The organism is Erwinia sp. CGal63, from assembly GCF_037026505.1.
Lineage (GTDB): Bacteria > Pseudomonadota > Gammaproteobacteria > Enterobacterales > Enterobacteriaceae > Erwinia.
Window position 1 is genome coordinate 414384 of record NZ_JAKUMN010000002.1, and the last position, 23880, is coordinate 438263.

A 23880-nucleotide genomic window follows, 5' to 3' on the forward strand; every position below is an offset into this window, starting at 1 on the left:
TTATCGATGAATAAAAAATGTTATTGCCTGATCTTCAGCCGCACTCATGGCGAATTAAAAGTGGTTTCGGAACTGGCGCGCGGCTGCAGCGTGCGCTCGGGCCAGCGCTCGGGAACGGCAGGTTCGCGTTTATGGGTTACGCTGCGCCGCACCGTCTGGCTGCTGGGGCTGGCCTGCGGCGCGCCAGCGCTGGCGGAAGGCATCGTCGCCGACAGCCGGGTCGCGCCCGCGCAGCGCCCGGAAGTCATCACCACCCAAAACGGACTGCCGCAGGTCAATATCAACGCGCCGAACCAGGCGGGCATCTCGCACAACCAGTACCAGCAGTTCGACGTTGGGCAGAAGGGCGCCATCCTTAATAACTCTGCCGTCATGACGCAGACGCAGCTCGCGGGCTATATCCAGGGCAACAGCAAATTCAATCCCAACGCGGCGCCAGCCAGAGTCATTCTGAACGAGGTAAACAGCGATAATCCCAGCCAGCTGCGCGGCTATATGGAGGTAGCCGGCGGCAGGGCGCAGGTGATCGTGGCGAACCCGGCGGGCATCGTCTGCGACGGCTGCGGCACCATCAACGCCGGACGCATGACGCTGACCACCGGCAAGCCGCAGCTGAACGCGGACGGCAGCCTGGCCGGCTATCAGGTGGAGCGCGGTTTAATCCACGTGACCGGCGGCGGCCTGAACGGCGACGCGCGGCACGACACGGAGTATGTCGATCTGCTGGCGCGAGCGGTAAAGGTCAACGCCGGGATATGGGCTAAAGAGAAAATTACCGTCGTGGCCGGGCGCAACCAGATCTCCGCCGATGGCGAAACGGTCAACGCCCTGGCGGCAGCGGCAGACGCGCCGGAACTGGCTATCGACATGGGCGAGCTGGGCGGCATGTACAGCGGCGCGATCCGCATGATCGGCACCGAAGCGGGCGTGGGCGTGCGTAATCAGGGCGGCCATCTCCAGGCCGGGAAAACCTTAACCGTCAGCAGCGAAGGCAAACTGCTGTGGCAGACGACTACGGCGGAACCTTATACCCAGGCGGGCGGCGATATTACGCTGACGGCGCGCGACGACGTTGAGCATCACGGCAGGCTCCATAGCGGCGACGAGCTTAAGGTGCAAAGCCGCCAGGGCGACATTGTTCAGTCCGGCACGCTGGCGGCCGCTGGCGACGTCACGCTGCAGGCAAAGCAGGCGATCCGCAGCAGCGGTCATCTGCTGGCGGGCAGCGATGCCGAAAGCAAGCTTGTTCAGCCTGCCAACCTTAAGCTTCACAGCGAAGGCGATATTCGCGCCAGCGGTAGTTTACTGAGTCAGAAAAAGGTCAGCCTCAGCGGCAAAAATATCGATATCAGCCAGAGTCGCCTGGCGGCAGAAGAAGCGGTAATAGCGGCGTCCGGCGACGTAGCGTTAAAGCAGGCGCAAACGGAAAGCCAGCGGCTTAGCATCGACAGCGTGGGCGATATCGACTCACAGCAGGCGCAAATCCAGGCCGGAAGCTGGCGCATCACCGCAGCAAACCTGTTTAATCAGGACGGCGTCTGGTCGCAAACGGCGACGGGCGAAAGCGCTTTCAGCCTGACTGGCTTTCTGGACAACACCGACGGCAACATAGAAGCCGACCAGCTCGATCTGAGCAGCGCCGCGCTGACCAACCTGCGCGGGCGTATCGCCTCGCTGAGCATCAACAAGGCGAGCTGGCGCGTCAGCGGCCTGCTGAATAACCAGTCGGGCTTTATCGGCAGCAACGGCGATCTGCGGTTTGACGTCGGCGAGCTGGCAAACCAGCAGGGCACCGTACAAAGTGCTTCAGCCCTGGAACTGACGGCGCGGCAGAATATAGATAACGAAAGCGGTAACCTGCTTTCCGGCGGCGATCTGGCGTTGCGGAGCGCGCGGCTTTCCAATGGCGGACACGGCCTGATTCAGAGTCAACAAAAGCTGACGCTCGAGCTCACAGGCACGCTTGATAACCAGAACGGACAGATAACCAGCACCGGCGACAGTACAATCTCGGTCGCCGCGCTGAATAATCAGCAGGGCGAAATTCAGTCGCTGTCGACGCTGGATGTGCAGATTGATGGCACGCTGGATAACCGCAGTGGAACGCTATTCAGCCAGCGTAATCAGCATCTGCAGGCAGGCGAGCTGCTGAACAACGGCGGCAAAATCAGCACTACAGGCGCGCTGTGGCTGGAACTGACCACAGGATCGATCGATAACACGAGCGGACAACTGCTGGCGGGCGAAAAGCTGCAGGTCGACGCCTGGCGGCTCGATAACCGGCAAAACGGCCTGCTGTACAGCGAAGGCGAGCTGACACTGTCCTTAACCGACAGCCTGGATAACCGATCCGGCACGCTGCAAAGCAAAGGCGATACGCAGCTTCGCGCTGCCACAATGCTGAACGCACAGGGCGAGATAAAGAGCCAGCGGCGGCTCGATATCGATTTGGTCGGCGTGTTGGATAACCATCAGGGCAGCCTGCACGCCGGCCAGGCGCTACAGCTTGTCGCCAGCCAGCTGCAAAATGAGCAGGGCGCGATAAGCAGCAGCGGCACGCTGCAGGTAACGGCGGCCACGATAAACAATCAGTCCGGCACGGTTATCAGTCAGGCGGCGAGTCTCTGGCAGCTGGAAACGCTGGATAACCGCCAGGGCAAACTACACAGCGGCGGCACGCTGACCCTCAATGGCGGTTCGTTTGATAACCGCGGCGGCCAGCTGGTGGCCGTGCAGGCGCTGAATCTTACCGGTAAAACGCTGGACAACAGCGCGGGCGGCACCGTCAGCAGCCAGCAGGCTTTATCCCTTGAAGCCGAAAAGATCGACAACGGCGGCGGACGGCTTATCGGCACGACGCATCTCAGCGCCGCCGCAGAAAACCTGAACAATAACTCGGGCCGCGTACAGAGCACGGGAACCCTGACGCTGGCGCTGCGGCAGACGCTGGACAATCAGCAGGGCTCGATTGTCTCCGGTCAGGATCTGCATCTCGACAGCAATAGCACGCTGACGTTACTGAACCAGGGCGGCAGGATTGAGAGCAACGGCACGCTGTCTGCGGCTGTCGGCACGCTGGATAACCAGAACGGCACTTTGCTGAGTCGCGAGACGCTGACGCTGACCCTGCAACAGGATTATGTTCACCGCGCCGGCGAGACGCTAAGCAGCAACAGCGCGCTGAACCTGACCCTCAGCGGCACCTTCACCAATCTGGCCGACTGGCTGCTGCCCGGCGGGCTGACGCTGAACAGCCAGCACGCCACCAATCTGGCGAAGCTGGTCAGTAAAACGCTCACGCTGACCACCGGCAATCTGCTTAATCAGGGACGGACAGAAGCCGACAGCATCACGCTGCAAAGCGACAGCCTGGATAATCAGGATGCGCTGATGGGCGACAGGATTACGGTAAACAGTCGGCTGATTGACAACCACGGCGGAGCCGCGCTGATCGCCGCTAAGGAATCCATTAGCCTGCAGGCCGGTGAACAGCTGCTCAACCGCGACAGCGGCTTTATCTACAGTGGCGGCACGCTGTGGCTGAAAAGCGGCGATCTGATCGAAAACCGCGCCAGCAACATTGAGGCTGAAGGCGACGTTACGATTGAGGCGCAGCGGCTGAACAACCTGCGCGAGGGGCTGGAGATCGAGCGCGAGGCGGAGCAGAGCGACTACAAGTGGCACCGCTATAACTACTACTGGCGCTCTTATGAAACTGCCACTATTACCGACCCTATACAGCCGTCAACCCGCATACTGACTTTTCAGGATGAAAATGCAGCCGAAAACGATCCTTATGGCACGCTTATCAGCATCGATGCCGCCAGTAAGCGTGCAGAAGTAAAAGTAAAAACCAGCCAGGGACAAATAATCAATTTGTGGGTCAATTACCTGGCGCTCACGCCAAACAGTGATAGCAGCTACAGCATAACGTTCTACGAAACCCAGGGAACGCGTAAGAGCGTGGTGCCAACACCTTATCATCACACCGTATGGCGCGAGCACGATCGGGGAAGAATAGAGCAGTGGGACCCTGAACAGCATCTTGATTTTACTGACAGCAAATTTATCCAGGATTACAGCCTGCTGCGTGAACGCACGGTAACAGGTACCTTAACCACGGATAAACTGATCTCAGCTGGCGTCGGCGCCACGCTGCTTTCCGGCGGCAATATGACGTTGAATATCAGCGCAGAACTGCTGAATGACGCCAGCACCATCAGCGCCAATGGCACTCTGAATATTGAAGGCGCAGGCGAAGTCATCAACCGCGGCTATTCGATAAACCAGCGGCGGCAGGAAGTGATTGTGGATCACTACGACAAATCCGGCGGCCACTGGTACCCCACCTATAACCTTGATGAAACCACCGCGCTGAGCACCATCGACGGTATTATGACCGGCTTCGGCAAGGTGACGCTCAACGGCGCGAAGATTGAAAACACCACCGTCAACCAGGCGCAAATCAGTATGGCGGAGTCCGCACAGAAAGCGGCCGAAGCAGAGCTCGCCGAGTGGCAGCGCAATCCGCTGGCGGGTGATATCGCTAATCAGCCGGGTCAGCTCCAGCTGGTTAACCAGCAGCATCTGGCCAGCGTCGCCACCAGCATCCCCAATAACGCGCTTTTCCGCCAGCAGACGGCGGCGGGCAGCCCTTATCTGATCGTCACCGACTCGCGGTTTACGGATAAAGGCCAGTTTATCAGCAGCGACTATATGCTGGATCTGATCGGCTACGACCCGTCGCAGGTGCACAAGCGGCTGGGCGATGGCTACTACGAGCAGCGCGTGGTGCGTGAACAGCTGCTGATGCTGACCGGTCGGCCTTCGCAAAAAGGCGAAGACGCGATGGCGCTCTATCAGCAGCTGATGAACAACGGCGTTAAAACGGCGGCGGATTTCCAGCTGGTGCCCGGCGTGGCGCTGACGCCTGAACAGATCGCCGCGCTGGAGCAGGATATCGTCTGGCTGGTCAGCGAAACGGTGGAAACGGCTGACGGGCCGCAGACGGTCTGGGTGCCCAAAGTCTATCTGGCTAACACCACCGTGCGCCTGACCGGCGACGGCGCGCTGATCGGCGGCGGCTCGCTGCAGCTGTCGGCGGAGAGCGTCAGCAATGCGGGAAATCTGTTTGCCGACGGCGCGCTGGATATCGACAGCAGCCTGTTCGCGCATCAGGGCGGCGATATCCGCGCGGACAGCATCAATGTTAAAGCCGACAGCCTGAACCTGAGTACCGATCTCCAAAATGCGCTGCGTCAGGCGAGCATGAGCGCGCGTGAACTGACGCTGACCGGCGGCGATATCAGTCTGAAAGGCGCTTCTCTTGCCGCCACGGAAAACCTCACCCTGAGCGCCAGTAATAATCTGACCATTACCACGTCGCGCAGCAGCAAAAACGCTGATATAGAGGTGATAGCTGGTACCACGGGCAACCGCAAAAGCGCAGGCATGGAAGAGCCCGGCAAACGAATGGCGCAGGTCAGCGGCGAATGGCAACAGGCGCTGGGCAGCAGCCTGACCGCGGGCGGCAATCTCAGCCTGCAGGCCGGTCAGGATATTACCCTGCGCGGCAGCCAGGCGCAGGCGGAAGGGACGCTTGGCGTGCAGGCCGGCGGCAACGTCTCCCTGCTGAGCGACACCACCGCCAACGACACCCATTTGCAGGCCGGCAGCCGCACCTCTTCCGTCAGCAACAGCCGCTATGAGGAAAGGCTGGTTGCCAGCGGGCTGAGCGGCGACGCGGGCGTCGCTATCCGGGCGGGCGGCGATTTCACGGCGGTTAGCTCGCAGGTTGCCAGCAGCGCAGGCGATATTGCGCTGAGTGCGCAGCAGGTGACGATTGAAGAAGCGCGCCAGCAGGTTAACGACCGCGACAGCGAAAGCAACCGCGTGGGCAAAACTAAAAGCCAGCGCGAGATGACCACGGCCAGCAATACCGGCACTGGCAGCGGCCTCAGCGCGCAGGGTGATATCACTATCGTTGCACGAGAAGGCGATATCATTGTTCAGGGCAGCTCGGTTGAGAGTGAAAAAGGCGCCGTCGGGCTGAAGGCGACCGGCGATATCGCGGTTACCGCCAGTCAGGACACTGACGATATGCAGATGTCCGGCAGCAGCAAGACCAAAAAAACCTTCAGCAAAAAGGAAAGCAAATATCAGCGGGAAGAACACAGCAGCACCGCTTCCGGCAGCCTGATAAGCGGACAGTCGGTGGCGCTGGAAAGCGGCGACAACATCAGCGTGGCGGGCAGCAACATTATCGCCACCGACGACGTGTCGCTGAAGGCGGGCAACGATATCACCGTGACCACGGCGGAAAACCACTATCACGCCGAATCCGCCAGCCAGAGCAAAAAATCGGGCATTTCAGGCACCGGCGGTCTGGGCATCAGCATAGGAACCAACAAACTAAAAACGCAGGACAGCGAAACCACACTGACGCATACCGGCAGCACCGTCGGCAGCACCGGCGGCAGCGTCACGATAAGCGCGGGCAACAACCTGACGGTGAAGGGCTCGGACGTGCTGGCGGGACAGGATATCAGCCTGAGCGGCAGGCAGGTCGATATTCTGGCGGCGGAAAACTCCCATACCGAAACACACAAAACCGAACAGAAAACTTCAGGCCTGACGGTGGCGCTCTCCGGCACGGCGGGCAGCGCGCTGAATTCGGCGGTAACCACGGTGAACGAGGCCCGGAAAGAGAGCGACGGGCGCCTGGCGGCGCTGCAGGGCATGAAAGCCGCGTTGGACGGCGTCAGCGCTACGCAGGCGGCCAGGCTGGACGCGGCGAAAGGCGACGACCCGACAAATACAAATCTGGTGGGCGTCAGCGTCTCGTTGGGTAGACAGTCCTCCAAATCGGAAAGCTCGCTGACGCAGACCACGCAGCAGGGCAGCAGCCTGACGGCGGGTAAAAATCTGAGCATCACCGCCACGGGAACGGACATCAACGTTCAGGGCAGCCAGCTTCAGGCGGGCAAGGACGTATTGCTGTCGGCAGAGCGTGACGTAAACCTGGTCTCGGCAGAGGAAAGCAGCAGCACGCGAAGCACCAACAGCAGCAAAGGCGGCAGCGTGGGCGTGGGCTTTACCGCAGGCTCCGGCGGCACGGGTGTGAACGTCTCCGCCAGCGTCAACAAAGGCAAAGGCCATGAGAACGCCGACAGCCTGAGCCACGTGGAAACGCAGGTAAACGCGGGCAGTCAGGTAACGATTACGTCCGGCCGCGATACCACGCTTGCGGGCGCGCAGGTCAGCGGCGAAAAGGTTAAAGCAGAGGTGGGGCGTAACCTGACGATAGCCAGCGAGCAGGACAGTGAAACCTTTGACGCGAAACAGCAGAACGCCAGCGCGGGCGCAGGCTACACGGTCGGGGGCACGGCGACGGCGAGCGTGAGCGCGTCACGGGATAAAATGAACAGCGACTGGCAGTCTGTAACGGAGCAGTCGGGCATCTTTGCGGGTTCAGGCGGCTTTGATATCACGGTGGGCGAGCACACGCAGCTGGACGGTGCGGTGATAGCTTCGACGGCGGACAGCAGTCTTAATAAACTCGACACCGGCACGCTGGGCTGGCGCGATATCCACAACCACGCGGAGTATGAGGTGGAGCACGTCGGCGCGGGCGTGAGCACCGGCGGCACCGTTCTTGACCAGTTCAAAGGCAATATGGCGAACGGCGTGCTGGCGGGCCTGAACGGCTCGGACAGCGCGGACTCCACGACCAGGGCGGCGGTGAGCGAAGGCACGATAACCATCCGCGATAAGGAAAATCAGCAGCAGGACGTTGCAGAGCTGAGCCGGGACGTGGAAAATGCGAATCCGGGCCTTGAGCAAATCTTCGACAAGGAGAAAGAGCAGAACCGGCTGAAGGCGGCGCAGCTGATAGCGGAAATCGGCAGCAAGGCGATGGATATCGCCAGAACGGAAGGCCAGATAGCGGGCGAGAAGGCGAAGCAGGACCCGCAGGCGCAGGCGGCTGCCAGGGCGGAACTTGCCGGAAAAGGCAAGCTGAATCCGACCGCCGATGAAATCGCGAAGCAGGCGTACGACACGGCGATGAAACCGTTCGGCACGGGCAGCGCGCTGCAGCAGGGACTCCAGGCGGCCACGGCGGCGATACAGGGCCTTGCGGGCGGTAGCGTGGCGCAGGCGGTGAGCGGCGCTGCGGCGCCTTATCTGGCGGAGGTCATTCACGACATGACCACCACGAAAGGCCCGGACGGGAAGGACGTGGTGAACCGCGAAGCGAACCTGATGGCGCACGCGGTGGTGGGCGCTGTCACGGCCTACGCGGCGGGCAACTCAGCGCTGGCGGGCGCGTCGGGCGCGGCGATGGGCGAGTTTATCGCGCAGCAGCTCTATCCGGATATTAAACGGGAAGACCTGAGTGAAGAGCAGCGGCAGACGATAAGCGCGTTAGGCACGCTGGCGGCGGGGCTGGCGGGCGGCGTAGCCGGGGACAGTTCGGTGGATGCTATTGCGGGCGCGCAGGCCGGGAAGAATGCGGTTGAGAATAACAACCTGATAGTGCAGGTAGGAAAAGTGGCCGCTCAGGGCTGTAGTAAGATGGCTCCCTGCCGGAATGCGCTGGTTGAGAAAGGGCTGGGTGCGTTGCTGGGGATAGGCGTGGCTAAAACGGCCTTAGATAGCTTATCCACATCAGAGCAACAGTATGTGTTTGCTGTAGCAATGAGCGGCGGCCGTGCGGATTTGGTTGAAAAACTGACGCCAGAGCAGCGAGCAGCTTATGACTATCTTATTGAGCAGGATAAAAAGGGAATATTCTCGTTATTGCCGGCTCAGCAAATCTCAACAGGTGAGACTTTATCAAAACCTAATATTGCGAAGGATCTTACTGACGAAGAGAAAAAAGAGCTTGGAGGCACGGGATCGAGTTCTTCAGGTGGGTGGGGGCCTGATGACGATGAGGATTGGAACAAGCTACAATCTACTGGCTCATCAGGAAATGAGATTAAACACATTTATAACTCTATTAAGGATGCTCCACAGTATCCTCAAGGCTTCAGAGCTAGTCAAAATGGTACAACTAAAAATGCAGTTAATGACCGTGCATTATTAGAACAGTTACGGAAGATTGAACCTGGGAAGTGGAACAAAGTCTATAAAGATGGATTCGATACCTCAGGGAATAAAGTATCTGTACATTATTTTCAAAGTCAGAGCGGCAGAGTTTTTAATGTAAAAGTTAAACCTAATTGGAGTAATTTAAAATGATGCAATTTAATTATAGAGTTGATAACGTACATACCGAGCAACTTATTGGGTTTTTAACATTGGGTGTTTTATATTCTTTAGAGAAAGAATTAATTTCTATAGATGATGCAGAAGGCTTCATCTTTATGCCCTCGGTAGTTCAGGTTTTAAAAGAGGCAAAGTTACCTGAAGAAATTATTAATATTGTTGCCTCTGGGTGTGAACTGGACGATATCGCTGACATAGTTCCTGATCGGTTGATGGAGAGTATTAAAGAGTTAATAGCAAGAGTTGCGGTAGTTATAAAAAAAGGAAAGAAAGTAGGTCGATTAGTTAATAAGGACTTAAGCATTATTGAAAGTTAGTTGTTGAGAATAATGCGCTATATGAGATAGCCGACGAGCTGGCAACAGGTGTCTCCCAAGTTGACCGGTACAAAAATGCGCCTGGTCAGTTGAAAGAGGCGCAGAAAGAGCTTGAAGAGAAATACTGTGCCGGGCTGAGCGCCGATGCCTGCTCAGGCGCTCTTGCTGCGCACCGGGATGAACTGCTTGCCGGTGGCGCATCCTTCGGCGCTGACTTTGTGCCGGTTGTGGGCGATATCAAGAGCTTTGCGGAAGCCGAGAGCGCAATAGACTATCTTGCGGCGACGGTAGGGCTGGTTCCTGTTCTTGGTGATACAGCTGGTAAAGTCATTAAGGCAGCGGAAAAAGCGCTGAAGAAAGGAGACCTTGCCGAAGCGTCGAAGCTGATCAATAAAGCCAGTAATGAAGTCAGCTCGGTTAACTATTTTGGACAGGAACGTAAGTACTGGAGTGCTGAACCGGTCAATATCAACGGAAACAAGGTTTATCAGAGGAACGATCTGTTTGATCCTAAATATGTCGATCCTAAGTCAGGAAAGACAAACTTAGAGTTGATGCAAATTGGTCGCGCTCCAGTTGGTACTGATGGAAAACCTGTTAACTTACATCACATGCTACAAAAGCAAGATGGCCCGATAGCAGAAGTGACTCAAATCTTCGACAAGGAGAAAGAGCAGAACCGGCTGAAGGCGGCGCAGCTGATAGCGTAAATCGGCAGCAAGGCAATGGATATCGCGCGCACGGAAGGTCAGATAGCGGGCGAGAAGGCGAAGCAGGACCCGCAGGCGCTGGCGGCTGCCAGGGCGGAACTTGTCGGAAAAGGCAAGCTGAATCCGACCGCCGATGAAATAGCGAAGCAGGCGTACGACACGGCGATGAAGCCGTTCGGGACGGGCAGCGCGCTGCAGCAGGGACTCCAGGCGGCCACCGCTGCGATACAGGGCCTTGCGGGCGGTAGCGTGGCGCAGGCGGTCAGCGGCGCGGCCAGTCCGTATCTGGCGGAGCGGATACACAGGCTGACCACAGACGCAAGCGGTAAGGTGAATACAGAAGCGAACCTGATGGCGCACGCTGTGGTCGGTGCGGTCACCGCTTACGCAGCAGGCAACTCAGCTCTGGCGGGCGCATCGGGCGCGGCAATGGGCGAGTTTATCGCGCAGCAGCTTTATCCGGACGTGAAACGGGAAGACCTGAGCGAGGAGCAGCGGCAGACTATCAGCGCACTGGGCACGCTGGCAGCGGGCCTTGCGGGCGGCGTCACCGGAGACGGCGCGGCGGATGCGGTTGCGGGGGCGCAGGCCGGGAAAACGGCGCTGGAGAACAATACGTTAGCTGTTCCCGTCACGCCACCGCCGGTAGCCGGAACAAATACCGGCGAAGCGGTCAGCGATGCCAATAACACCATGGCTTCTGCGCTGGATTAGGCCGTTAAGAATATAGTCGAATCGATTGATAAAGCGACAGAATGCTCGTTCGGGCGGGCATGTACGTCGGATGAGTCAGGGCAGGAAAATGCTCCGAATGTGGCAAAGGATCTAACGGATGCGGAGAAGGCGGAGCTGGGCGGTTCAGGATCGGGAACGCCGGGCGGCTGGGAGCCACAGGATGAGGAGAATGCACGTAATAGCGAAACTGTTAAACAGCAGCAGCAAAACCATTTCGATGAGCTGAGTAAGCTTTATGATAAGAGCAATGCATCGCAAAATCTAAATATAGATGGTCAGACAATCCGACAGGGCGAAGTGAGTAATAATTACGGTACAACGAAGGTTTTTGAAAGCCAAAATCTTACCGATCAACAGATCCATAAATATGCTCAGCAACTGGCAGGTGAGACGCCGCTGAAGGAAGTAAGGCCGGGGATCTATACAGCTAAACTGGATAACGGCACATCGATTACGTTGCGTAATGTCTCTTCATCTCAGAATCAAACAGGAGCCAGGTGGACCATTGATATTAAAGGCAACAAACAACTAACTGATATTGGATACAAATTTAAAGATGTGGAGATGAAGTTTAAATGATGGCGCCAATTACGGATAAACAGTTTAAAGAATTATACATGGCAGCAGAAGGGCGCAATTTAGGCGCAGTATTTTCTTATAGCGAACCAGAAGAACCTACGCCGCTAAATTTTTCCTTTGAAGAAAGAAAGAGTATTTTTTTATGGGTTTTAATGCGTCTTCTTAAAGAAGGTCGCATCAAACTCGCTAAACACGGTAAGTTTCTGGAAGGTAGCGTCGAGGAACAGGTTGAACTCTTCCGGTTAGCGCTCCCAAAAACAGAAGAAGAAATGGAGGATGGCATCTGGTTTTTCGATGAAGACTGCCCCGGCGGCGCTGTCTGGGTGCTTGAAAACGGTTCTCTTGAGTGGACTTAACCCGAAAATCCCGGTTCTGAACAGACCGGGATTTTTACATACTAGCCGTCATTTCCAGGGCCTTGCGAGTGGTAGCGTGGCGCTGGCGTGGCGCTGGCGGTAAGCGGCGCGACCACCACGGCGGCGATGGGTGAAGCCATCAAAAATGCGCTGTACGGCGACGTACCGGTAAACCAGCTGAGCGAGGAGCAGAAGCAGACGCTGGTTGCGCTGGGCACGGCTGCGGCAGGCCTTGCAGGCTGTCTTACCGGAGACAGTACGGCGGATGCAGTAGCCGGTGCGCAGGCGGGCCAGAACGAACTCAGTAATAATATGTTTGGGGCAAGTGGCCTGTTGTCTCAAATGCTGGCGCAGGAGACGCTGAACTCGGCGGCCATGGCGGAAGCAGGCAAAGGTGGCGCAAATGAACAGGCGGCGCTGGCGCTGACCAAAAAGGTAAAAGAAGGGCTTGATGCGGCCTGCCTGGCAAACCCTGGCTGTTTGCTGATGGCGATGGTGTCTGCGCAGCAGAACAGCGGCAGTGACAACAGCGGATCCGGGCCAAATATCGGTAAGGATCTGACGGATGCAGAGAAGACGGAGCTGGGCGGCTCAGGCTCGGGAACGCCGGGCGGCTGGGAACCTCAGGATGAGGAGAATGCGAGAAATAATAATAGTCCACTAGATCCTAAAAACCGTGCACAACATGAAGAATATGTTGACTCTTTACGTGCATCCATGGAAAAGCCAAATGTAAAAGATGAGAACCTCAAAAATTTAATTAATGATCTTTACAGACCTAATGCAAAAGTTGGTAGCGGAAGTACTGCAGATGCTGTCCGTTATGAATTAGCTACAGGAGAAAAAGTTGGGGGGAGAGGTCATATTGAAAAGGCAAATGCATATTCTAAAGCTCTTCAGGATTGGCTAACGAAGAACCCCCAAGCTTCTCAGGCTGATAGAGCTGCAGCAGAAAATGTACTGAAAGACCTACAAAATTCTCTTAAAGGAAAATAGCAATGGATGTTTATATTAATGATTACATAAATTTTTTCACTCTTAGGTCAGAAGAGATAAAAAAAACAGTGGGACGAGCTATTGAGTATTGGGCGCCAGAGCCGGTCCCAACCATTTTGTTATTCTCTCAAATAGGAAAGAATATTGCTGGTCAGCTATTTCTACTGAGTGAAACAGAAAAGTTATTTTTATTTCAACACATTGAATCCGGTATATGTTCCGAAAACGAGCAACTGGCTACGGCAGTTGCTACAGGACTGATTGAGTCATTGGTTACAGCTTCCGATGAAAATGAAGAACTATGGAAAAAAATTGTAGGTTGTTTACAGCCTGTATCTAAAAAACATGCGTTAGCATGGAAAAATTTTGGGCAGTAAATTTATAGCAAATCTTTGATAAAGAGAAGGAGCAGAACCGGCTGAAGGCGGCGCAACTGAAAGCGGAAATCGGCAGCAAGGCGATGGATATCGCCCGGACGGAAGGCCAGATAGCGGGCGAGAAGGCGAAATCTGACCCGGCGGCGCTGGCGGCTGCCAGGGCGGAACTTGCCGGAAAAGGTAAGCTGAATCCGACCGCCGATGAAATAGCGAAGCAGGCTTTTGATACGGCAATGAAGCCATTCGGCACGGGCAGCGCGCTGCAGCAGGGACTCCAGGCGGCCACGGCGGCGATACAGGGCCTTGCGGGCGGTAGCGTGGCGCAGGCGGTGAGCGGCGCGGCGGCGCCTTATCTGGCGGAGCAGATACACAAGCTTACGGAAGGCAATCCGGAAGCGAAAGCGATGGCCCATGCGGTTGTCGGGGCGGTAGCGTCTTATGCGTCCGGCAACTCTGCCCTTGCTGGCGCAGCGGGCGCGGTCAGCGAACTGACGGAGACGGAAAAACAGACCATCAGCGCGCTGGGCACGCTGGCGGCGGTGCTGGCGGGCGGCATTATTGGGGACAGCACGGCGGATGCGGTGGCGGGAGCGCAGGCAGGGAAGAACGCGGTTGAGAATAATTGGCTGAGCGTGCAGAAGCCGACAGAAAGAAACAGCTGAAGACGAAGCACACCTACCTGAAACAGGAGTGAACACCGGCTGAAGCGAAAGAACTGGCGACGATTAATCAGACAGGTAAAGCGCGTAATGAAGCGATAAAAACGGTCTGTACGGATGGTAATAAAGGTTGTTCAGCCTGTGATGCGTTGGTTGGCCCGGCACAGGAAGCACTGAAGAAGTACGGTGAAGATGTCAGTTATTCGCTTATTTATAAGGACCTTTGTCCACAGGAAGCGGTGGATCTGGAAAACATTCTTCAGGGAGTGGATGCGGGGAGTATCAGCCGTGAGCAGGCGATAACTGTAAGGGAAATCAACAGATTATAGCTCCAACAACATGGGTATTAAGGGAGTCGAAATTATGGAGATTAAGCCGCTAAAATGACTAATGAAAAATCAAAATCTATTAAAAATAAAATGGAGCGTATGGCTGCTTTGCTAGAATTGGGCGGCTATACAGATTGGTCCGCCAGCATTTTTAAACTGGCCAAACAATATGAGAGAGAACCTGATGTTACGAGAAGTTCCTTGTTGGGCTTATACGGTGGTATGGGATCTTTGAATGACCTCGTACTTTACAGGTATGGGAAAATTTTAATAGACGAAAATGAAGAATTAGATCAACTAAGAAGTAAATTATTTAATCTTCTTTCTTAAAATATGAACTCTAGCCAATCAGCTGGGTTTTAAATTTATAACCAATGGGTTACCTCAACGTTTTCGCTACTCTACAGCCATTCCTGGATCTTCCTCGACCGCTTCCGGGGCTGGCGATCAGCTGGAAAATTCGGCGATCTGCTACGGTTTGCGGGCCGACAGCTCTTTGTAGGCCTTACGCAGCGTAGTCATCACTTCCAGCTACGGCTCCTGTCGGGTAATAATCAGCTCATTGCAAAAATCAACATAAAGGCGATAGATATCGCGCGCACGGAAGGTCAGATAGCGGGCGAGAAGGCGAAGCAGGACTTGGCGGCACTGGTAGCAGGTCTGGCGAGCGGCGTTTCCAGAGACAGCAAGGCGGTTGAAGTAATCGGAGCATAGGCCAGGAAGAATGCGGCTGAGCATATAATCAGGCAAAGGTAATCAAACAGGTTATGGACGCCAGTTGAAGAATTTTCTTAAAAAAATAATATATTGGATGCCGGTGCCGATAGTAACCTGTGTAGTCTGCGCTGTTTGTATATTTTCAAATCTTAACCTAAAAGGGAAGTTAAAATGTTGTGTCTTAAATGTTCCAAAGTGGAAGGAAATAAAGAGTCGGGGATTTGTGATAGTTGTGAGCAGACAGAGCAAAGCAAAATCAACGGGCTTTTATACTTGCCAGCTTTAGGCTTGATATTAGGTCTGCCTGTCCTGCTATATACCTGCTTTTACTTGATAAAAATGCTTGCGCAAATCCATCAACAGACAGGTCAGATCAACACCTATGGCATAGGGATTATTATTGCTATTATAGTACAGGTTGCGATAACGCTAACAGCATGCTGGTGCTTCTTCAAAAAGTTAAAGCGTACCCGGTATATCATGATTGCTTATTATCTTCTGGGGTTGGGGTTTACTTTTTACTGCACCTGGTTCCCGGCTATATTATTTGATTTTAAGCTTGATGATAGTGGTGTAAAGGCAATGGGAAGAAGCTTAATAAGCTGTGTTATATGGGTACCTTATTTTATCTTCTCAAAAAGAATAAATAAGGTTTTTGTACGTTAATTTTTACAGCATAACAGAGTGTCAGGCTCTCAAAAGAATCTCTGCATTATAGTGAAGTCCCGTTTATACAGCGGGATTTTACCTTCTGTTTTAACACGTTCCTTTTAATCGAATGCCAATTTCTACGTGGACCCAAGTTCATTTAAAATTGCCGATCCGCCAATGCTTATTTCTCAGTTAATGAAGTGTTCATAATTTTATTTCCAGTAATCATCTCTTTTAAGGATGTACCCTCCTTCTGTTTCGTCTGAAGTAGCGAATGCCTTTCTGAGGTTGCCTGGCGACAGCAAATGCTCATTTATCGAGCCGGGCCGCATCTTTCTCTGCAACGCTGTAGAATCCGCGCAGAAATTGATCCAACACGTCCTGATTTTCACTCTCTGCCATTGTCTTGCGCCGCCATATCCTGCATCGTTACAGGCAAATTTATTTGCTAAGGAGATGGCATGTTGCTTTCGTTTTTTCGCTGGCTGGTTGGGCTACTTTATCGCACTCGTCTGAATGGTGAGCTCGCCCCGCTGCATCAACAAAAAGTGCTGATTGTTCCTAACCATATGTCTTTTCTGGACGGAATGCTGCTGGCGCTCTTTCTGCCCGTAAAGCCGGTTTTCGCGGTTTACTCCTCTGTCAGCGAGCAGTGGTATATGCGCTGGGTGCGTTCGCTGGTCGATTTTGTGCCGCTCGATCCCACTAAACCGCTTTCAATCAAGCATCTGGTAAAAACAGTGAGCCAGGGTCGCCCCGTAGTGATTTTCCCCGAAGGGCGAATTACCGTTACCGGATCGCTGATGAAAATCTACGACGGCGCCGGTTTCGTGGCGGCGAAATCGCAGGCTACCGTGGTGCCGATACGTATTGAAGGCGCGGAGTTTTCGCCGTTTGGTCGTCTGGCTGGCGTGTTTAAACGCCGCCTGTTTCCGCGTATCACTCTGACCGTGCTGCCTGCCACTTCTATCCCTATGCCTGAGGCGAAAACCGCACGGGAACGCCGTAAGCTGGCGGGCGAGCATCTGCATCATATTATGATGGAAGCGCGGATGGCGGTGCGTCCGCGCGAGACGCTTTATCAGGCGTTTCTGGCCGCCCGCATGCGCTATGGCTACTTCAAACCCTGCATTGAGGACGTCAATTTTCAGCCAGACAGCTACACGGGATTGTTGAAAAAAACGCTGGGCGTTGGTCGAATCCTGGAACGCTACACGGCGCCGGGTGAATATATCGGCTTGCTGTTACCGAACGCGACGGTTGCCGCCGCCGCGATTCTGGGCGCCTCCATGCGTGGTCGCGTGCCCGCCATGTTGAACTACACTGCGGGCGTTAAAGGCGTCGGCAGCGCGCTGCAAGCGGCAGAGGTGAAAACGGTTTTCACTTCCCGTCAGTTTCTGGACAAGGGCAAGCTCTGGCATCTGCCTGAACAGCTTACGCAGGTAAAATGGGTTTTCCTGGAAGATTTAAAAGACACCGTTACTACTCAGGATAAGCTCTGGATCCTGGGGCATCTGCTGCTGCCGCGGCTTGCTGAGGTAAAGCAGCAGCCGGAAGATGCGGCAATGGTGCTCTTTACGTCCGGTTCGGAAGGCAATCCCAAAGGCGTGGTGCATTCGCATAAAAGCCTGCTGGCGAACGTTGAGCAGATCCGCACGGTTGCCGACTTTACGCCGCGCGACAAATTTATGTCCGCGCTGCCGCTGTTTCACGCGTTTGGCCTGACGGTCGGGCTGTTTACGCCTTTGATGACTGGCGCACAGGTCTTCCTTTATCCCAGCCCGCTGCATTACCGCATCGTTCCCGAGCTGGTATATGACCGAAACTGTACGGTGCTGTTCGGGACTTCGACCTTTTTGGGCAATTATGCGCGCTTTGCCAATCCGTATGATTTTGCGCGGCTGCGCTATGTGGTGGCGGGCGCTGAAAAATTACAGGAAGGTACGCGTCAGACCTGGCTGGATAAGTTCGGCATTCGTATTCTGGAAGGCTATGGCGTAACGGAGTGCGCGCCCGTGGTCGCCATCAACGTGCCGATGGCGGCAAAAAATCATACCGTCGGTCGTATTCTGCCGGGTATGGATTCCCGATTAATCTCCGTACCGGGCATTGAGCAGGGCGGGCTACTGCAGTTGCGCGGGCCTAACATCATGAAAGGCTACCTCAGAGTCGAAAAGCCAGGCGTGCTGGAAGCGCCGCAGGCGGATAACGGCGAAGGGCAGATGGAAGCGGGCTGGTACGATACCGGCGATATCGTCAGCTTTGACGAGCACGGTTTCTGTCAGATCCAGGGGCGCGCGAAACGCTTTGCCAAAATTGCCGGCGAGATGGTTTCGCTGGAAACGGTAGAGCAGATAGCGCTGAAAGCCTCGGAGGATAAGCAGCATGCCGCATCAATCAAGCCGGACGGCAATCGTGGCGAGGCGCTGGTACTCTTTACCACTGACGGCGAGTTAACCCGCGATCGTCTGCAGCAGGCAGCGCGCGAGCTGGGCGCGCCGGAGCTGGCGGTACCGCGCGATATTCGCGTTCTTAAGCAGCTGCCGCTGCTGGGCAGCGGTAAACCCGATTTCGTAACGCTGAAAAGCATGGCGGAACAGCCGGAGAAACAGTCGGAAAATGCATAATTCAACAGGTGGTGAAAAGCTGCTTTCGCGCGCTATGCTCGCGGTCATCGCCGCGCAGTTTTTATCGGCGTTTGGCGATAATGCGCTGCTGTTCGCTACGCTGGCGGTGCTTAAGCAGCAGGTCTACCCGGACTGGAGCCAGCCGGTGTTACAGATGGTCTTTGTCGCCACCTATATCATTCTGGCGCCTTTTGTCGGTCAGCTGGCGGACAGCTTCGCCAAAGGACGCGTAATGATGTTCGCCAACGGCCTCAAGCTGCTGGGCGCGTTAACTATCTGCTTCGGCTTTAATCCCTTTATCGGCTATGCGCTGGTGGGGATCGGCGCGGCGGCCTATTCGCCTGCCAAATACGGCATCCTGGGCGAAATCACCGGAGGCGAAACCCTGGTCAAGGCCAATGGTCTGATGGAGTCATCCACTATCGCGGCGATTTTGCTGGGCTCAATCGCCGGCGGCGTGCTGGCCGACTGGAACCTTACCGGCGCGCTTGTCGCGTGCGTGTTAGCTTACGGACTTGCCGTTGCGGCCAACGTGCTGATCCCAAAACTGGCGGCGGCGAGAGCGGGGCAAAGCTGGCATCCGCTACATATGTCACGCAGCTTTTTCCGCGCCTGCCGCGAGCTGTGGCGCGACGGCGAAACGCGTTTTTCCCTGGTGGGCACCAGCCTGTTCTGGGGCGCTGGCGTGACGCTGCGTTTCCTGCTGGTGCTTTGGGTGCCGGTCGCATTAGGGATAACAGACAACAAAACGCCCACGTTGCTGAACGCGATGGTCGCCATTGGTATTGTATTTGGCGCAGGCGCGGCGGCTAAACTGGTAACCCTGAAAACGGTCGGCAGATGTATGCCGGCGGGCGTGCTGATTGGTGTAGCCGTGGTCTGCTTCGCCTTGCAGCATACGGCCGCAGGCGCTTACGGTTTGCTGATCGTCATTGGGATGCTGGGCGGCTTCTTTGTGGTGCCGCTGAACGCGCTGCTGCAGATGCGTGGCAAAGAGAGCGTCGGCGCGGGCAACGCTATCGCGGTGCAGAACCTGGGCGAAAACGGCGCGATGCTGCTGATGCTGGGGCTCTATTCGCTGGCGGTGAAGCTGGGCGCGCCACCGGTAGCAACAGGCGTAGGCTTCGGCGCGCTGTTTGCGCTGGCGATTGCCGTGCTCTGGGGCTGGCAGCTGGCGCAAAAGCGTAGCGGAAAGCGCGCAGGGTAAACTTTCCCTGGCGCAGAAAAAAGGGCGGAATGAATCCGCCCTTTTTATTTTTTGAATTTCAGATCGTTAGCAGAGCAAACAATTAAGGCGCCGGGAAAGTATAGCGGCGATGAATCGCTTCCAGCGCCTGCATCACTTCTTCATCCAGCGTCAGGTTATAGCTGTCGATATTAATCTGTAGCTGCTCCAGCGTGGTTGCGCCCAGCAGCGTGCTGGCGACGAAAGGCTGTTGACGGACAAAAGCCAGCGCCATTTGTGAAGGATCAAGCCCATGTTTTTTCGCCAGCGCGACATATTCGGCAATCGCCAGCTGAGCCTGCTCGCCGCTGTAGCGGGTAAAGCGGCTGAACAGCGTATTGCGCGCGCCTGCGGGCTTCGCGCCGTTCAGGTATTTGCCGCTCAGCGTACCGAAAGCCAGGCAGGAGTAGGCCAATAGCTCCACGCCTTCATGCTGGCTAATCTCCGCCAGGCCGACTTCAAAGCTGCGGTTCAGCAGGCTATAGGGATTCTGGATAGAGACGATGCGTGGCAGCTCATGTTTTTCCGCCAGCTGCAGATAGCGCATAACGCCCCAGGGCGTTTCGTTCGACACGCCGATATAGCGGATTTTGCCCGCGCGAACCTGTTCGTTTAGCGCTTCCAGCGTCTCCAGCAGCGTGACCGTGGACGTATCTTCCGCATACTCATAGTTCAGGCGGCCAAAATAGTTAGTCTGCCGCTGCGGCCAGTGCAGCTGATAGAGATCCAGATAATCGGTGTTCAGGCGTTTCAGGCTGGCATCCAGCGCCTGACGAATATTTTTACGGTCCAACGCCTGGCCCGGACGGATGGAAGCGTCCGCGCCGCGTACTGGCCCGGCAACTTTGGAAGCCAGCACGATTTTTTCGCGATTGCCGCGGGATTTCAGCCAGCTGCCGATATAAGTTTCGGTTAAACCCTGGGTCTCCGGGCGCGGCGGCACCGGATACATTTCTGCGGTATCAATCAGGTTAATGCCGGAGCGAATCGCCAGATCGAGCTGCGCATGAGCATCGGCTTCGCTGTTCTGCTCGCCAAACGTCATGGTGCCTAAACCCAGGCTGCTGATCTCCAGCGTGCTGTGGGGGATACGATGATAGTGCATTTGCCGGCTTCCTTTTTCATTATTAAAAGACCAGCCTGACGCGCTGAAGCAGACGCCAGATCCGGCTTTTGACTATAACCGCCGGGCGCAGCAGGGGGAAGAGCGGATTTATCGGTAAGTGCGGTGGGAAGCCACCCGGCGGATAACTCAGGTGGCTCAGGCGGTTTTAGCGTTCGACAATCGATGAAACCTCATCGCCGTTAATCTGCAGCTCGTGACCGGAGCGGTCATTGTATTTCACCAGGCCGGTGTCGGGATCGATCTCCGGTTTACCCTGGGTCATGATCATCTTGCCCTCTTTGGTCGCCATCACGTAATCGCTGCTACAGCCGCCCAGCAGCGTGGCCAGCATCAATACGGCCGCGCCTGACATCAACTTCATACTTCGCTCCCTTTACCTGGAATTTGCCTGCTCCCAGTATTAGCGCATTTTACGGAAAGCGTTAACCGCATAACTCCGAAAAGAAAGGTGCAGCACGGCAAACTATTGACTTCGATCGTAAAAGCGGCAGGAGAAACTGGCCGATATCGTCGGCCAGCTTTTATCAGGCGTGATGCTTTCTGCTGCGCAGCAGGTTAAGGCATTCCACTGACATAGAGAAAAACATCGCGAAATAGATATAGCCTTTTGGCACATGAATATTGAAGCTTTCCAGCATCAGCGTGAACCCCACCAGAATAAGGAAAGTCAGCGCCAGCATCTTTACTGAAGGGTGACGTTCGACAAATTCGCCGATAGCGCGGGCAGCAAACATCATCACGCCGACAGCGATAACTACTGCTGCCATCATAATAATCAGGTGATCGGACAGGCCGACGGCGGTAATCACCGAATCCAGGCTAAAAATGATATCCAGCAGCATAATTTGCACAATCGCGCCGACAAAAGAGTGCACGTTGCTGCTGTGCGTTTCTTCACCGCCTTCGATGGTTTCATGAATCTCCATGCTGGATTTCCATAGCAAAAACAGTCCGCCAAACAGCAGAATAAGATCGCGGGCTGAGAAGGCGTGATCCATTAAGGTAAACAGCGGCGTGGTCAGACGGATCACCCACGCGATGGAAGCCAGCAGGCCGAGCCGCATCAGCATTGCGCCCGCCAGGCCTATGCGGCGCGCGGCGTTTTGCTGCTGTTTGGGGAGCTTAGCCACTACCAGAGAGAGGAAAATAATATTATCAATACCCAGGACGATTTCCAGAATCGTCAACGTGCCCAGCGCCAGCCAGGCGTTGGGATCGGCAAGCCAGTCAAACATACAGAGGTCGCATCCTAAACGAAAGGTAAACGAAGAGTATACTCATCTGGCTGCCGCCGAGCTAAGGCTTTACAGCAAAAAATGGCGGGCAAGCAGTGGTGCGGTAAAGGTTTTCTTCAGATAAAAGCCTCTTGGCAAAGTCATCACCGGCTGGCCGTTTTCGCCGATGCCTTCCGTCAGCGCTCTGCTGTTGGCTGCTTTCGGGCGGATTTGCAGTACCTCGCCGTGGCGAGCCGTAATCCGTTCCACCTGGCCCAGCACGATCATATCCATCAGTTCTTCCCAGTCGCGCCGCAGCAGCGACTCCTCTTCCTGATTTGGGCTCCAGAGCAACGGCGCGCCGACGCGACGTTCGGCCAGCGGAATAGCGCGATCCCCTTCCACCGGCATCCACAGCACTCTGGCCAGCTTATGGCGCACGTGGCTGGTTTCCCACACCAGACCGCTATTGCCGGTTAGCGGCGCCACGCAAACAAACGTGGTTTCCAGCGGACGGCCCAGAGCATCGACGGGAATGGTTTTCAGCTCCACGCCGATCTCGGCGAAATCCTGCTCGGGCTTGCTGCCTGCGCTGGCGCCCAGATAGCGCTCCAGCAACATACCCACCCAACCCTTATCACGGCGCAGGTCGCGTGGAATAGCCAGCCCTGCGCGTAGCGCCAGTTCGCCCAGCGTGTAGCCTGCCAACTGATGCGCACGCTCAAGTAAAACGGTTTCGTTTTCCGGCGGCGGAACCGGAGAAAAAAGGTCTGCCATCGTCGGCTCTCCAGGGTTGATTAAAAAATGAACAGCCTATCGGCGCGGTTAACAGCGCGAGTTGATAACCATGGAAGAGCGGAATAATAGCATGATAAATCGCATCTTTTTATCCTTGCCGCATTGGCTGATGCCAGTGAAAAAAAAGGTTATGCCCGTCTGCGCACCGACAATGAACAGGATCTTACACGTAGTTATCCACAGAAAAATGGGATAAGTTGGGTTTTACAATAATACTGTTTCCATTTACAGGCTTGACGCCGCGCTTTTGTCCCTTTTTCACCATTTTTTGCTTAGGATAACGGCACATCCTGTGGATAAAAAAGTCGGTGTTCGATCTTTCGCCACTTGCCAGCCTGCGCAACATAACAACAGGGCGGAAGGTGGAATTAATGACAGGTTAAACGTATAAAACCCAGCTAATATAATGAGTTAAGTATATGGCTTGCCGCGCTTATGCGATCCCGATCGAAAGTTTTCCCCAAAGGTTAAGAGAGTTCTGCACAAAGATATCCACAGAAAAGGTGAATAAGATCGGGCAAAAGCGGCGCTTTCTGTTTATAACTTCGTGAATTTACGCAAGTTATCCCGCGTTTGCCGCTCACGGCGGCCCAAAAGCAGTGGTTTACCGCCTGTAAGGAGTATGAAACAATCAGGCTATCCAGGTTTTAGTTTGAGGTAGTCCAGTGATCGATGATGATGGCTACCGCCCGAATGTTGGTATCGTAATTTGTAACAGGCAGGGACAAGTGTTGTGGGCCAGAAGGTATGGCCAGCACTCCTGGCAGTTTCCTCAGGGAGGCATCAATCCTGGCGAAACGGCAGAACAGGCGATGTATCGAGAACTCTTTGAGGAAGTCGGTTTGCATCGTAAAGATGTGCGCATCCTTGCCTCTACCCGAAACTGGTTACGCTATAAGTTGCCAAAACGTTTGGTGCGTTGGGACACAAAGCCGGTTTGTATCGGCCAGAAACAGAAGTGGTTTCTTCTGCAACTTTTGTGCAATGACGCGGATATCAACATGCAAACCAGCAGCACGCCGGAGTTCGACGGCTGGCGCTGGGTCAGCTTTTGGTATCCGGTGCGCCAGGTGGTTTCTTTCAAACGCGACGTCTATCGTCGGGTGATGAAAGAATTCGCTGGCGTAGTGATGCCGCAGCAGGAGAATGCCGTACCGCGAAATACGCCTTATCGACGGAAGAGAGGGTAAGCCG

General features: G+C 55.2%; 14 protein-coding genes and 4 pseudogenes. 14 read left to right on the forward strand and 4 right to left on the reverse strand.

Annotated elements, in window-relative coordinates; translation table 11 throughout:
- Positions 1-6 precede the first annotated feature (6 nt).
- From MKZ79_RS10610 to lplT, 13 genes and pseudogenes are all read left to right on the forward strand, one after another.
- Positions 7-9243, forward strand: coding sequence for a hemagglutinin repeat-containing protein (locus MKZ79_RS10610; protein ID WP_336141896.1), 9237 nt, complete (start codon positions 7-9; stop codon positions 9241-9243).
- Entirely contained in the window at positions 9240-9587 is a 348-nt protein-coding gene (locus tag MKZ79_RS10615; protein ID WP_336141898.1) for a DUF3969 family protein, read from the forward strand. The genes MKZ79_RS10610 and MKZ79_RS10615 overlap by 4 nt, the downstream gene beginning before the upstream one ends.
- Positions 9588-9709: 122 nt before the next feature.
- Positions 9710-11611 (forward strand): annotated as a pseudogene (locus tag MKZ79_RS21250) (VENN motif pre-toxin domain-containing protein); the annotation flags it as partial.
- Positions 11608-11967 carry a DUF596 domain-containing protein gene (locus MKZ79_RS10635; protein WP_336141904.1) on the forward strand — a complete coding sequence of 120 codons (360 nt, stop codon included), beginning with the start codon at positions 11608-11610 and terminating at the stop codon, positions 11965-11967. The pseudogene MKZ79_RS21250 and the gene MKZ79_RS10635, both read left to right, overlap by 4 nt.
- 126 nt (positions 11968-12093) lie before the next feature.
- Positions 12094-12273, forward strand: a pseudogene (locus tag MKZ79_RS21255) (VENN motif pre-toxin domain-containing protein); the annotation flags it as partial.
- Between the two features lie 216 nt (positions 12274-12489).
- Positions 12490-12963: pseudogene (locus tag MKZ79_RS21260) on the forward strand (hypothetical protein); the annotation flags it as partial.
- A 2-nt stretch (positions 12964-12965) separates the two neighbouring features.
- Positions 12966-13340, forward strand: coding sequence for a hypothetical protein (locus tag MKZ79_RS10645; RefSeq protein WP_336141907.1), 375 nt, complete (start codon positions 12966-12968; stop codon positions 13338-13340).
- A gap of 11 nt (positions 13341-13351) precedes the next feature.
- A pseudogene (locus MKZ79_RS10650) lies at positions 13352-13972 on the forward strand (VENN motif pre-toxin domain-containing protein); the annotation flags it as partial.
- An 83-nt stretch (positions 13973-14055) separates the two neighbouring features.
- Complete coding sequence (locus MKZ79_RS21265) at positions 14056-14328, forward strand: DUF6862 domain-containing protein (RefSeq protein ID WP_442897147.1); 273 nt, start codon at positions 14056-14058, stop codon at positions 14326-14328.
- Positions 14329-14382: 54 nt separating this feature from the next.
- Positions 14383-14658, forward strand: a complete 276-nt coding sequence (locus MKZ79_RS10655; RefSeq protein WP_336141910.1) for a DUF6966 domain-containing protein — start codon at positions 14383-14385, stop codon at positions 14656-14658.
- A 558-nt stretch (positions 14659-15216) separates the two neighbouring features.
- Positions 15217-15711 (forward strand): DUF2569 domain-containing protein, encoded by a 495-nt coding sequence (locus MKZ79_RS10660; protein WP_336141911.1) that lies wholly within the window; start codon positions 15217-15219, stop codon positions 15709-15711.
- Positions 15712-16157: 446 nt separating this feature from the next.
- A complete protein-coding gene (gene aas, locus MKZ79_RS10665) occupies positions 16158-18323 on the forward strand; it encodes a bifunctional acyl-ACP--phospholipid O-acyltransferase/long-chain-fatty-acid--ACP ligase (protein WP_336141913.1) in 2166 nt (721 codons plus the stop codon).
- Entirely contained in the window at positions 18316-19530 is a 1215-nt protein-coding gene (gene lplT, locus MKZ79_RS10670) for a lysophospholipid transporter LplT (protein WP_336141914.1), read from the forward strand. Before aas ends, lplT begins: the two co-directional genes overlap by 8 nt.
- A gap of 82 nt (positions 19531-19612) precedes the next feature.
- Here the strand turns inward: lplT and MKZ79_RS10675 are convergent, their stop codons facing one another.
- The 4 genes from MKZ79_RS10675 to mutH form a co-directional block, all read right to left on the reverse strand.
- On the reverse strand, positions 19613-20653 hold the full coding sequence (locus MKZ79_RS10675) for an NADP(H)-dependent aldo-keto reductase (protein ID WP_336141916.1): 1041 nt from the start codon (positions 20651-20653) through the stop codon (positions 19613-19615).
- A gap of 166 nt (positions 20654-20819) precedes the next feature.
- On the reverse strand, positions 20820-21035 hold the full coding sequence (locus MKZ79_RS10680; RefSeq protein ID WP_336141917.1) for a YgdI/YgdR family lipoprotein: 216 nt from the start codon (positions 21033-21035) through the stop codon (positions 20820-20822).
- A gap of 163 nt (positions 21036-21198) precedes the next feature.
- Positions 21199-21909, reverse strand: coding sequence for a TerC family protein (locus tag MKZ79_RS10685; protein ID WP_336141920.1), 711 nt, complete (start codon positions 21907-21909; stop codon positions 21199-21201).
- A 69-nt stretch (positions 21910-21978) separates the two neighbouring features.
- On the reverse strand, positions 21979-22665 hold the full coding sequence (gene mutH, locus MKZ79_RS10690; RefSeq protein ID WP_336141921.1) for a DNA mismatch repair endonuclease MutH: 687 nt from the start codon (positions 22663-22665) through the stop codon (positions 21979-21981).
- Positions 22666-23351: 686 nt separating this feature from the next.
- Between mutH and rppH the strand changes: the two genes are divergently transcribed.
- The gene (gene rppH, locus MKZ79_RS10695) at positions 23352-23876 is read left to right on the forward strand and encodes an RNA pyrophosphohydrolase (RefSeq protein ID WP_336141924.1); all 525 of its coding nucleotides are present in this window, start codon (positions 23352-23354) and stop codon (positions 23874-23876) included.
- Positions 23877-23880 lie beyond the last annotated feature (4 nt).

Coding starts and splice junctions, on each gene's coding strand:
- MKZ79_RS10645 (WP_336141907.1), top strand. CDS start 12,966: ATGGATGTTTATATTAATGATTACATAAATTTTTTCACTCTTAGGTCA.
- MKZ79_RS10635 (WP_336141904.1), top strand. CDS start 11,608: ATGATGGCGCCAATTACGGATAAACAGTTTAAAGAATTATACATGGCA.
- mutH (WP_336141921.1), bottom strand. CDS start 22,665: ATGGCAGACCTTTTTTCTCCGGTTCCGCCGCCGGAAAACGAAACCGTT.
- MKZ79_RS10655 (WP_336141910.1), top strand. CDS start 14,383: ATGACTAATGAAAAATCAAAATCTATTAAAAATAAAATGGAGCGTATG.
- MKZ79_RS10685 (WP_336141920.1), bottom strand. CDS start 21,909: ATGTTTGACTGGCTTGCCGATCCCAACGCCTGGCTGGCGCTGGGCACG.
- MKZ79_RS10675 (WP_336141916.1), bottom strand. CDS start 20,653: ATGCACTATCATCGTATCCCCCACAGCACGCTGGAGATCAGCAGCCTG.
- MKZ79_RS10615 (WP_336141898.1), top strand. CDS start 9,240: ATGATGCAATTTAATTATAGAGTTGATAACGTACATACCGAGCAACTT.
- lplT (WP_336141914.1), top strand. CDS start 18,316: ATGCATAATTCAACAGGTGGTGAAAAGCTGCTTTCGCGCGCTATGCTC.
- MKZ79_RS10610 (WP_336141896.1), top strand. CDS start 7: ATGAATAAAAAATGTTATTGCCTGATCTTCAGCCGCACTCATGGCGAA.
- aas (WP_336141913.1), top strand. CDS start 16,158: ATGTTGCTTTCGTTTTTTCGCTGGCTGGTTGGGCTACTTTATCGCACT.
- MKZ79_RS10680 (WP_336141917.1), bottom strand. CDS start 21,035: ATGAAGTTGATGTCAGGCGCGGCCGTATTGATGCTGGCCACGCTGCTG.
- MKZ79_RS10660 (WP_336141911.1), top strand. CDS start 15,217: ATGTTGTGTCTTAAATGTTCCAAAGTGGAAGGAAATAAAGAGTCGGGG.